Below are 10,803 nucleotides of genomic sequence, written 5' to 3' on the forward strand. Positions count from 1 at the left end.
GGAGAGCTGGATGTGCACCAGAGCCTCGCGGATTGGAGCAGCGAGCCCTTCTGCACGCGGTGTTGGGACAAGTTCCCGGCCCCTCATCGTAAATAGTTCATCGCAGAAATAGGCGCGTAGCCGGGCGACGGCCGCGCTCATGGCCGGCTGGCTCAGGTTGATGCTGCGTGCCGCNGCGGTGAGATTACGCTCGGTCATCAGAGCATCGAGCGCGACGAGGAGATTCAGATCGAGGCCCTTGAAACGCATGATCCCAAGTTATCCATAATGTAGATGGGTTCCATCAAAACAATCGATTTTACGAATTGCACGGCATGGAGGATAGTGTGCCTGGTAGATCTATTTCATTTTCGCAAACCTGCTGGCGCCTTCGTGGTGCCGGGGGTAGCGGATGAAGTGTGTCGTAGAACTCAGCGAAGCCGAGGAAACGACGTTGCAGCAGTTGTCGACCAATCACATGCATCGGGAGCCTCCTCGCGAACCCGCCGCACTTGGCAGAGATTGGGGATTCCCTCGGGGTTCCAGCGCTTCAGCTTTCTGGTCGCGCCATCCTTCAGTGCCAAGAAACTCAACCTATACCAAACGGTACAGAATTTTCATGAATTGCGACGAGATTCTTTGGGGCTGGTGACGTCTGACCGGTGTTCCCAGCGTGAGCGATATCCTACCTTACTTAGCTGGTAGGAGTTCGAGTCTCGCCAATAGGGCTTCCTACCACGATGAAGGAGAGAGACATGCTGTGCTTAGGAGTGAGCGGCGGGCTAGACAAAGTTCATGAAAATCAACTCGCACTGCCGAACACATTTCTGCACGACGGCGCTGCGGTGCTTGTCCGGGACGGACGCGTAATAGCGGCCGTCGAAGAGGAGCGCCTCAACCGGATCAAGCACTCTAACAAGTTCCCGAGCAGTTCAATTCAATACTGCCTCGCATCCGCAGGGATCCAGCTCAGCGATATCGACCGCATCGCGTTTTACGCTACCGAGGCCTATTGCAACGTTATGCTCGAACGACTGTTCCTGTCCCAGCCGAACATCTCCATTCCGGCGGATGCCAAGCTGTTCCTGCGTAACTTACTATTGCAGGAATTCGGTACCGAGATCGATCCTTCGCGAATCTCATTCGTGAGTCACCATCTGGCGCATGCCGTGAGCGCGTTTGCGATGTCTGGATTCGAGCAAAGTCTGATCCTCGCGGTCGATGGCGGCGGTGATTTCCTCTCCGGGCTCTTGGCGCTCGGATCTGGAACCGAAATTACGCAACTCGCGACTTTCGCAGAGCATAATTCTCTCGGGCTGTTTTATCTCGAAACAATCCGGTATCTCGGTTACGGCTTGTTCGACGAATACAAGGTCATGGGGCTTGCACCTTATGGGGATCCCGCTCCCTATCGCGCGCTCTTCGAGCAATTCTATCAACTGTCCGCCAACGGTGAGTACCGCGTCTACCTCGACCGCATCGGTCCGACGTTGCTCCGCAGCATCCAGGTCCGGCGAAAGGGAATGCCATTCACGCAGCAGCATCGAGATGTGGGTGCTTCATTGCAGGAAGCGCTGGAGCGGATCGTGTTTCACATTCTCCGCCATCATCGCGAGGTCACCGGTATGAAGCGGCTGTGTATAGCCGGAGGAGTTGCTCATAACTGCACCCTGAACGGTAAGGTGCTGTATTCGGGACTTTTCGAAGACGTCTTCGTGCAGCCCGCAGCGCATGACGCCGGTTGCGCACTAGGCGCTGCGCTTATGACGTCAAGCGAGTTCGGTCGGCCCGCGCCGCGTGAGCGATTGCAAGAGGTTTATTGGGGGCCCGATCTGGGGAGCGATCTAGTCGTGGAGCAAGAATTGAATGCGTGGGCCGGACACCTCGACGTTGAACGCAGTGATGACGTGGCAGGCAGAGCAGCGGACTGGATGGCCAATGGTGCCGTGATCGGCTGGGTGCAGGGTCGTTCGGAGTTCGGGCCACGCGCGCTTGGCAACCGCAGCATTCTTGCCGATCCCAGGCCGGCCGCAAACAAGGACCGGATCAACGCCATAGTCAAGAAGCGCGAGGGTTACCGACCGTTCGCGCCATCAGTGCTCGAGGACGATGCGCACGAATTTTTTGACCTCCCAGAGGGCACCCGCGAGTTCCCTTTTATGAATTTTGTAGTTCGCGTGTGCGACTCCAAGCGCGCCTTGCTCGGCGCCGTCACGCACATTGACGGTACAGCGCGGCTGCAAACAGTATCGCGCAAGACCAATCCCGCCTACTGGGAGGTTATTAATGCGTTCAAGAAGCGGACAGGAATCCCAATTCTGCTCAATACTTCCTTTAATAACAACGCTGAGCCGATCGTAGATTCGGTTGCAGACGCGATTGCCGCATTTCTGACGACAGAGCTGGATGGACTTGTGGTCGGGCCGTTCCTCGTCAAAAAGCGGTCCGCAACGCAGGGACATTGGACTGCGCTCGCGGTTTCACTGCCGCCCTATGCATCGCTCTATCGAGTCCGCGCTCACACAGCGCGAGATCGTCAGGAGACGGTGTGCGAAATTCGCACCGGCGGCTCCAACTGTGACAGTGTGCGTATTTCACATGAGTTGTTCGATCTGCTGATGCTGATCGAAGGTGAAGCGGTGCTCGGACATCTTCTCGATACGATTACGCCTGAGCAGACTCGACGTGAAACCCTCGTCAAGGAGCTGCGCGGATTGTGGGAACAGCGTCGGGTTCGGCTACATCCCTCACGGGCGTTGTCGCGGTAACGACGCCCTTTCAATGGAGTGGCTGAAGATCTGAAACTAGGTAACAGCGCTCGCGAGCTATTTTTCTAGAACGTTAAACAATGGCGTTTGGCCGCCGCGCAGTTCTTGTACCAACACGCCGGTTTCCAGCGGAGCATCAGTCCCGGCCCAAAGTCCGGACACTTGCAGCGGCGCACCATAAAGGTAGGCGGAATTGACACATCAAACGAACTTCGAATTGCTGCGTCGGGAATTGGACGCAGACGATCCATGGCGGCTCGACAGCAATCCCTTTGAGCACGAGCGCCACAGGCAAATGCTTCGGATGGCACTTTCGCAGGGATCCGTCAAAAATGCGCTCGAAGTCGGATGCGCAGGCGGGGCCTTCACGGAAAAATTGGCACCGCACTGCCAACGGCTCACCGTGATCGATATCGTGCCACGCGCAATTGCTAGGACACGCGAACGGATGATGGACCCACCGAACGTCAATTGGATCGTCTCCGATGTCCAGCATTTTTCGACTGAGCAACAGTTCGATCTAATCGTGGTGGCGGAGGTTCTCTATTACCTCGACGGCGGCGCCGAGGTGCGCGCCGCCGTCCGCAATCTAGCACGGATGCTTGCGCCCGGTGGACAGCTGGTTTTTGGATCGGCACGCGACACCAATTGCCGGCGATGGGGCCACATTGCCGGAGCCGAGACGGTCATAGCCATCTTGGAAGAAGAACTGGTTGAAATCGATCGTTTGAGGTGCGTCGGTCAGTCGTTGAATGAAGACTGTCTCCTCGCCTGTTTTCGGAACGCGGCTTCGCCTTCGTGTGGACCAACTTACCAGCGTTAGGCCAGGAGATATTATGCGCATCTGTGGGATCAAACTGACGCACGACGGAGCAATCGCCCTTGTCGAGGATGGAAAACTGGTTTTTTGCGTGGAGCAGGAAAAGCGAGACAACAATCCGCGGTATCAGGCGATCGACGACCTCGACGCGATCGCGATCGCATTGGCCGAGCATGGTTTCGATGCGAACGATATCGACCAGTTTGTCATCGACGGCTGGGACGGAGTAGTCGAGTCGCAGTTTCGGGTCCTCAGTGGGTCGATTCCCGTCAGCCTGAAAGGGGCTCCTTATGCCGAACGCCGGGCCGATGATCTTCTCGCTTCGCTCGATGGCTCCGGACTGCTTGTCAGCGGCCAGTCGTTTCCTTATAAAAGCTATCCTCACGTGTCAGGCCATGTGGCCTCCGCGTACTGCACCAGTCCCTTTGCCCAAAGCGGGCAACCTGCATTCTGTTTGGTGTGGGATGGTGGCATCGTCCCACGCCTCTATCATGTAGAACGCCACCACGCCCGCCATGTTGACTGCCTGTTCCCCGTGATAGGTCACATCTACGCTGCGGCGGGTCATCACTTTGGTCCTTATAAGAAGCCGGGCGGCGCCCGGTGGGATCTAGGTGTGGCCGGGAAGCTGATGGCATACATCGCGCTGGGGTCCGTTGACGAAGATATCGTTGAGGTATTTCGCGGGCTTTATCAGGCACGCTTTGCTGGCGACACGGAGTGTGCGCAAGCTTATCGCCACAACATCCACAGCGCGGACGCGTCACTAGCGGCTGTAGGAGAGTTCTTCGAAGCAAGCGCGCTGCGAGTAGAAGCCAAGCCGCCAGAAGACGTACTCGCCTCGTTCCATGTATTCCTCGAGCGTCTTCTCGTTCATGAAATGGGTATCGCGCTGCAGCGCCATTCGATTGCGGGCCCGAAAAATCTGTGCATCGCTGGCGGATGCGGACTCAATATCAAATGGAACAGCGCCCTGCGCGCGAGCGGTTTGTTCGACGCAATCTGGGTGCCGCCGTTTCCCAACGATAGCGGGTCTGCGATTGGCGCCGCTTGTTGCGCGCTGGCAGCCGAGAAGGGCTTCGTGCCGCTGGAGTGGTCGGTATATAGCGGACCGGCCTTAAAAGGTTGCCAAGTACCGCCCGGATGGACGGCGTCTACTTGCTCCATTGCAGAACTCGCCGGCATACTCGCCAGTAGCAAGCCCGTCATTTTCCTTGCCGGCCGAGCCGAGCTCGGACCACGAGCATTGGGGGGCAGAAGCATTCTGGCCGCCGCGACTTTGCCCACAATGAAGGATCATCTCAACGACATCAAGTTTCGAGAGCACTTCCGTCCCGTGGCGCCAATTTGCCTTGAGGATCGTGCGCCGACCATTTTTAGCCCGGGAAGCCCCGATCCCTATATGTTGTTCGATCATCAGACGCGCGCGGAATGGCGAGAGAAAATACCTGCCGTCGTGCATCTTGACGGATCAGCCCGATTGCAGACTATTTCAAGAACTTCCGGGCATCCGGTGGCGCAACTTCTGATTGAATACGAAAAGCTGACGGGTATTCCGTTGCTCTGCAACACGAGCGCCAACTATCACGGACGAGGTTTCTTCCCGGACGCTGCTTCAGCCTGTGCGTGGGGACGCGTCGAACGTGTGTGGTGCGATGGTTTGTTACTGACTAGGACTGGTCTGTCGCCGTCAGTCGACGAAAGACCTTTTGCTACGACGCCGTTCGAAGACTGCTGACGTTGCAGCTCAGTGGTCAGTATGACGCGCTCAATTGTCCCGGCAGCTCGCTCTATCGCTACGCTCCGAAAACGATCAGCAGGCCGCCCATGGCTCGACTTTCGCAAGCACTTATCCCGGGCGGAGGTGTAGTGGTCAAGTTATTTCGGACAGGCTAATAGGTTCTTTCACTGTCGGTTTTGCCTCGTAGGCAACGGACGACAGATAGCCCAAAGTCGAATGCAGGCGTACGGCGTTGTACAAGCCGACGATGTGCTGATTGATTTCGCGCCGTGCTTCATCGTGGTTGGCGTAGTGACGTTGCCACACGCGCTCCATCTTCAGATTCAGGAAGAAGCGCTCCATCACCGAATTGACGCTCCTATGTCAAGCGGCACGCGTCGAATCGGCCAGGTCAGCCAGGATGAGCGGATACAACTCCCTGACGATAGCGCTTCAGGCAACGATGGATCTCCTTGGTGGACATGCCTTCCTTCGTGCGACGATCGACGTAGGCGCGGGTTCGGGCATCGCTGCGCATCCGTACCAGGGCGATGGTCCACAGGGCGTTATTTGCGGACCGATCTCCGCCTCGATTTAAACGATGCCGTATCGTCTTGCCAGACGAAGCCTGCAGAGGGCTTGCGCCGCACGAGGCTGCAAGCGCGGCCTCGCTTTTTAAGCGCTCGGGATTGTCACCCGCGACGGCTACAAGCACAGCAGCAGTCTGAGGCCCGACACCGAATCTTTCTCGAAGGCGCTTGGCATGCTGGGTGGTCAGGCGTTCGAGCATCGCATCAAGCGTCTTGAGTTCGTCGGCCAGCGTCAACCATCGTTTCGCCAGAAGGCGCAATGTTGACGTGAGCGTTTGCAGCAGTGGTGTATTGCCCAACGAACGAAGGCGCGCGCAAACATCAACGCATTCTGCCGGTTTTCCCTTCCAGAGCCGCTCGCGGATATCCTGAGGTGCACTGACGAGCAAGGCTCTCAGTTGATTGATAGCCTGCGTCTTTGCCTTCACGGCGCTGCGTCTGGCAACGGACACCGCCCGCATTGCTTCGGCGGCGCCGGATTGTTCCTTTGGAATTGCCGTTGCGCTTCCAGAGAGGACTGCGCGTGCAGCATTTTCAGCATCGGTAGGGTCGGACTTTCCCCAGAGTCGGCGCGTCGCGCGATCGGGGCGATTTACGCCCAGTACCTCAATCTCGTGATCCCGGAGTAGACGGGCCAAACCCGCTCCGTAGGTGCCAGTCCCTTCAACTCCCGCGCGCCGCAGAGCGCCGAACGAATTCGCCCACGTCAACAGATTGAGATACCCGACACTATCAGTAGATACTGATAGCGTTCCCAGGAGTTTCCTCGCTTCGCTGATCACCGCTCCGACGTGGCATCAAGGTGCGTGTCGACACCGAGAATCACTTCATTTTGTTCTATGCGTGCTTCCTTTGTAGTGGGCGCATCGCCAACCCCAATCGCAGGACAGGACACTCATGGTGCAGAACAAAGCTCCTATCAGGTCACAGACGCTGGGCCCGGCAACGCTCGGGGAACGTCGGAACCCGATCGACAGGTCAATACCAAGGCAGCTCGGCCAATCCCAACACGAGTCAGATCGGGCCGACGTTCGAGAGGCATCTTAGAGTGAGTGTCCCAACAATTTCCCTTGCGGCTCATGCTGCCAACCACGTGGTGTTGCGTCAACAAGGCCTGATATTCATCGCTCGCGTACTGGCTGCCCCGGTCCGAATGCAGGACCAGACCCGGCGCTGGCCGACGCTGCTGCAGCGCCATGGTGAGTGCCGACATGACCAGTCCGGCCGGCATGGTCGGCGCCATCGACCAGCCGACCACCTTGCGAGAGTACAGGTCCAGCACAACCGTCAGATAGAGCCAGCCCCGCGCCGTGCGGATATGATACCGTCTTGAACGTCAAGTCACTCGTGCCTCAGGGCGCACATAATCGTGCCCGGATTTGAGCACGCCGTAGCATAGATGCACGAGTTTGCGCATGCACGCGCCGAGCGCAGACATCTTGGTCTTTCCCTGCGCGCATAGCCTGTCGTATAAGTCCTTGATGTCCGGATTAATCTTCTTCGCGACGACCGCTGCCATGTACAGAGAGGCTCGCACCCGTGCATTGCCTGCTTTAGAGAAGCAAGAGCGACCCCTGACGCTACTACCTGATTCGCACTTGATCGGCACAAGTCCGAGGTAGGCAGCAGCTTCCTTGCCGCTGCGGAAGCTGTTTGTAACGAGAATCGCGGCCATGCGCATTGCAGTTTTTTCGCCGATGGCAGGAATTGTGCGAAGTCGTGTGACGCTCCCACTCAGCAAATCGTCGGCGACGATGTGCGAGTCGATGGTCTTGCGCATGGCCTTGCATTGTCCGTGCAGGAACTCGATGCAGGCGTCGATCGAAGACAGGCGTGGGCGGTATTGCGCTAAAGGCGTTAATTTGATCGTTTAGAAACAAAAGACAAATGCCGACTTACATTCTGAGCCTGATCTCGTCAGCGAGCGTAAGCGCCGCGCTATCCGGCGTACTGGTGTTCCTCGCGCGCAACTGGATTGCCGAGCGACTCAAACGTGCCATAGGGGCAGAATACGACTCGAAGCCCGAGTTACACAAAGCCCAGTTACAAGCCTCGAGCGCCGAGCGCCTCGAATCGTTCAAAACTCAACTGGCCATGCAGTCAGCAAGGGACAGCGCCGGACGTGGTTGGAGCTAAAGACATTCGGACCGCTCCTTGCGCTGATCGGCTTTTCGGTTTGGGCGGCCCGCTATCTCGGCGACGATCGGCGAACGGCAGGCAGTGTTTGACACAACGGAAAACGGCATGCGGGAACATCTAACCCGAGCGTCGCGCGATCGCACCCTCCATAGAGCCGTCTGGCTTGTCGCAGTGGTGCTACTCATAGCTGTTTGCAAGTTGGGCAAGCAGTAGCAAAACGAGAAACATGAAAATCGCCGCTTACATCGTTGCGCTCGTCGTAGCGCTTGCATATGGTTGCAACCAGCACCAAGCGTCCGACGACAGCAAAGAGTCGCCGCTGGCGGCCGCTCGTGCCGCGAATGAAGAGATTCAGTTGGCGATGGCAGAGAGCAAATGCGGCGACTCAGAAGGGCCGCAAGGCCTGTGCAGGCACCTGAAGCAGGCGCAAGCGGATATTGACAAAGAGGTGGCCCCGTTCGTCCGGACAGTTTTTTCGATTTTTAAGTGGAACGCTGGGCGGTCACGCTGCCGTTTTAATCGCGGGCAGCATCGCGAAATAGGCTTCATCCGGGGTCTTGTCCGACAGACTTGAATGAGGCCTTTGCTGGTTGTACCACGTCAGGTAGTGAGCGATCGACTTGCGTGCCTGGCCGACGGACTCGTAGGCCTTCAAATATATCTCTTCGTACTTCACGCTGCGCCACAGCCGTTCGATAAAAACGTTGTCCCGCCAGCGTCCCTTGCCATCCATCGACAGAGCGATTCCGCGCGAGAGGACCGCGTCGGTGAAGACCGTACTGGTAAATTGGCTGCCTTGATCGGTGTTGACGATCTCAGGCAATCCATATTTCGAGAAATGCTTCTTCAAGCGCCGCCACCGCATCTCAGCTTCCACCGTGATCGCGACCCGGTGCGCTAGAACACGGCGGCTGGCCCAATCGATCACAGCAGTGAGATAGACAAAGCCGTGTGCCATAGGCACGTATGTCGTGTCCAGTGCGTACACCTGGTTGCTGCGCTCGATCTTCCGATCGCGCAGCACGTACGGCCAGATCTTGTGAGCCAGATGTTTGCGGCTCAGGTTCGGCTTGCGATACAGCGCTTCGATGCCCATTTTGCGCATCAACGTGCCGACGTGCTTGCGTCCGACCACTATGCCCTCTCGCCTGAGCAGGCGCATCCACGTGCTCGCGCCGGCAAACGGATGCTCCAGGTGCAACTCGTCGATGCGGCGCATGAGCGCCAGATCCGCGGCACTGACCGGGCTCGGCGTATAGTACGCACTGGATCGGCTGATGCCGACCAGCTTGACCTGCCGGGAAACCGGCAGCGGGTGGGCACGGTCAATCATTTCTTTGCGCTCAGCAGCCCTGCCTTGCCCAGCGCGCCGGACAAAAAATCATTCTCCAGCGCCAATTGACCGATCTTTGTGTGAAGCGTCTTCAGATCCACCGGCGGCTCATTGACGGGCGAACCGGTCGGGCCGAACACGTCGGCCGCTCGTTCCAGCAACTGCCGCTTCCATTCCGTGATCCGGTTCGCATGAACCTCAAACTGCTGCGTCAATTCTGCCAGCGTGCGCTCCCCGCGTACTGCTGCCAGTGCCACCATCGCGTAGCCGACTAACTCTCCGCTAAACACATCCTTGAGGCAGGCCAGATGCAGCCATCGCTGATCGGTCGCGATATACGGCCGGCCTTCAATCGGGCCGCCGCTGGCGAGGATTATTCGTTGTTCTGGGTCGGCAATATGCGTGGAGTTCTGGTAGGACACGACCCAGAAGCATGGGACGATATCGCGATCGCTCGGTACGCGGGCTTCGGCGCACTACGACGGATTCTGCAAAGTGCGGCATACGAAGAACATGCAGCGCCGCATCGCCGCGCAGCGCTCGCCGATTGGAAGTTCATCGTGACGACTCAGCCTAAGCTCCCCGCGTGAGGATCTTGGTGGCGCCTTCGGCGCCAGTTTGCGGCTCAGCGAACGCCCTCACGTCACGCTCGCACTGGCGATCGCGCTCGTTCTGCGCGTCCTTGAAGACGCCGATAAGCAGCTCACGAACATCTTTGAGCATGACAACAAAACCGGCGAGTGCCTTCGTGCAGGTTTTTCAGTAGAGGTTACCGTGCAACATTTGGTCGTATGCCATGCCAGGTTGGGCCTTACCCCAATGCTACATAAGAGTGTGTTGCACCCACCGGTTGAATCCCCCTCCGCAGCGGACCTTCACGTGTAGCTCATTTCAGTCGCGTCTCCGGTCTCACGGAAAAGAGGTAGGTGCACGATGATCGCGCAGCCGTTTCCCGGTGAACTGACAACAACGATTTGACCACCCAGCATCAGGACGCGCTCCTCCATCCCCGCCAGTCCGAACGATTTTTTTCTGGTCGCCAGCGGATCGAATCCTTGACCGTCGTCCCGTACTTCCAGCAGACANGAATCCGNCGTTCGCTCGAGCGTGATGGTNACCTGGCTCGCCGCTGCGTGACGGGCAACATTGGTCAGCGCCTCCTGGGCGACGCGAAACAGTACGATAGCGCGNTCCTCGCTCAGCANNAGGTTCTCGTCCTGNNCACGGAGGCNACACACGGTGCATNGATTGTGGTTGAANTCCGCAACGAGCCACTCNAGCGCAGCCACAATGCCTGCGTCCAGCGCTGCAGGGCGTAGCGACGCGATGACACCCCGGACAACCCGCATAGTGTTGTCCACCAGCGTCGTCAATGCCTGGGCCTGTTCGGCCAGCGCTGGCAGGTCCTTGCCAAACTGCAGGGCTAACGTCGATGCCCTCATGCGAAGGGCGGT

The 10,803-nt window shown here is 58.0% G+C and carries 7 protein-coding genes and 4 pseudogenes; 4 read left to right on the top strand and 7 right to left on the bottom strand.

The features are described 5' to 3' along the window. Positions 1-249: pseudogene (gene nodD1, locus F759_RS39575) on the bottom strand (transcriptional regulator NodD1); the annotation flags it as partial. 485 nt (positions 250-734) lie between these two features. Between nodD1 and F759_RS0134250 the strand changes: the two are divergent. The 3 genes from F759_RS0134250 (at position 735) to nodU (ending at position 5,305) form a co-directional block, all read left to right on the top strand. Continuing rightward, on the top strand, positions 735-2,747 hold the full coding sequence (locus F759_RS0134250; protein ID WP_027803758.1) for a carbamoyltransferase family protein: 2,013 nt from the start codon (positions 735-737) through the stop codon (positions 2,745-2,747). Between the two features lie 193 nt (positions 2,748-2,940). Then, positions 2,941-3,570, top strand: a complete 630-nt coding sequence (gene nodS, locus F759_RS0134255) for a nodulation methyltransferase NodS (protein ID WP_027803759.1) — start codon at positions 2,941-2,943, stop codon at positions 3,568-3,570. Positions 3,571-3,583: 13 nt separating this feature from the next. After that, positions 3,584-5,305: a nodulation protein NodU gene (nodU, locus tag F759_RS0134260; protein WP_027803760.1), complete on the top strand. Its 1,722-nt coding sequence runs from the start codon at positions 3,584-3,586 to the stop codon at positions 5,303-5,305. Positions 5,306-5,440: 135 nt separating this feature from the next. Here the strand turns inward: nodU and F759_RS43800 are convergent. From F759_RS43800 to F759_RS39590, 4 genes and pseudogenes are all read right to left on the bottom strand, one after another. Continuing rightward, positions 5,441-5,659 (bottom strand): annotated as a pseudogene (locus F759_RS43800) (IS3 family transposase); the annotation flags it as partial. A gap of 12 nt (positions 5,660-5,671) precedes the next feature. Further along, a pseudogene (locus F759_RS39585) lies at positions 5,672-6,718 on the bottom strand (IS110 family RNA-guided transposase). A gap of 213 nt (positions 6,719-6,931) precedes the next feature. Beyond that, a pseudogene (locus F759_RS41775) lies at positions 6,932-7,198 on the bottom strand (transposase); the annotation flags it as partial. A gap of 15 nt (positions 7,199-7,213) precedes the next feature. After that, on the bottom strand, positions 7,214-7,657 hold the full coding sequence (locus F759_RS39590) for an IS110 family transposase (protein ID WP_051377574.1): 444 nt from the start codon (positions 7,655-7,657) through the stop codon (positions 7,214-7,216). A 107-nt stretch (positions 7,658-7,764) separates the two neighbouring features. Here F759_RS39590 and F759_RS0134280 point away from each other — a divergent pair, with 107 nt between their 5' ends. Continuing rightward, positions 7,765-8,013, top strand: a complete 249-nt coding sequence (locus F759_RS0134280; RefSeq protein WP_027803761.1) for a hypothetical protein — start codon at positions 7,765-7,767, stop codon at positions 8,011-8,013. A gap of 505 nt (positions 8,014-8,518) precedes the next feature. Here F759_RS0134280 and F759_RS0134285 read toward each other — a convergent pair. Together F759_RS0134285 and F759_RS0134305 are read right to left on the bottom strand one after the other, a co-directional pair. Further along, positions 8,519-9,609 (bottom strand): IS3 family transposase gene (locus F759_RS0134285; protein WP_407668570.1). Its coding sequence is split into 2 segments (ribosomal slippage): positions 8,519-9,399 and positions 9,399-9,609, totalling 1,092 coding nucleotides; the frame shifts between segments, so codons are not numbered across the junction. Positions 9,610-10,224: 615 nt separating this feature from the next. Next, entirely contained in the window at positions 10,225-10,791 is a 567-nt protein-coding gene (locus F759_RS0134305; protein WP_036026039.1) for a sensor histidine kinase, read from the bottom strand. Positions 10,792-10,803 lie beyond the last annotated feature (12 nt).

This window comes from Paraburkholderia dilworthii (assembly GCF_000472525.1).
Lineage (GTDB): Bacteria > Pseudomonadota > Gammaproteobacteria > Burkholderiales > Burkholderiaceae > Paraburkholderia > Paraburkholderia dilworthii.

Coding starts and splice junctions, on each gene's coding strand:
- F759_RS0134250 (WP_027803758.1), top strand. CDS start 735: ATGCTGTGCTTAGGAGTGAGCGGCGGGCTAGACAAAGTTCATGAAAAT.
- F759_RS0134280 (WP_027803761.1), top strand. CDS start 7,765: ATGCCGACTTACATTCTGAGCCTGATCTCGTCAGCGAGCGTAAGCGCC.
- F759_RS39590 (WP_051377574.1), bottom strand. CDS start 7,657: ATGCGCAAGACCATCGACTCGCACATCGTCGCCGACGATTTGCTGAGT.
- nodU (WP_027803760.1), top strand. CDS start 3,584: ATGCGCATCTGTGGGATCAAACTGACGCACGACGGAGCAATCGCCCTT.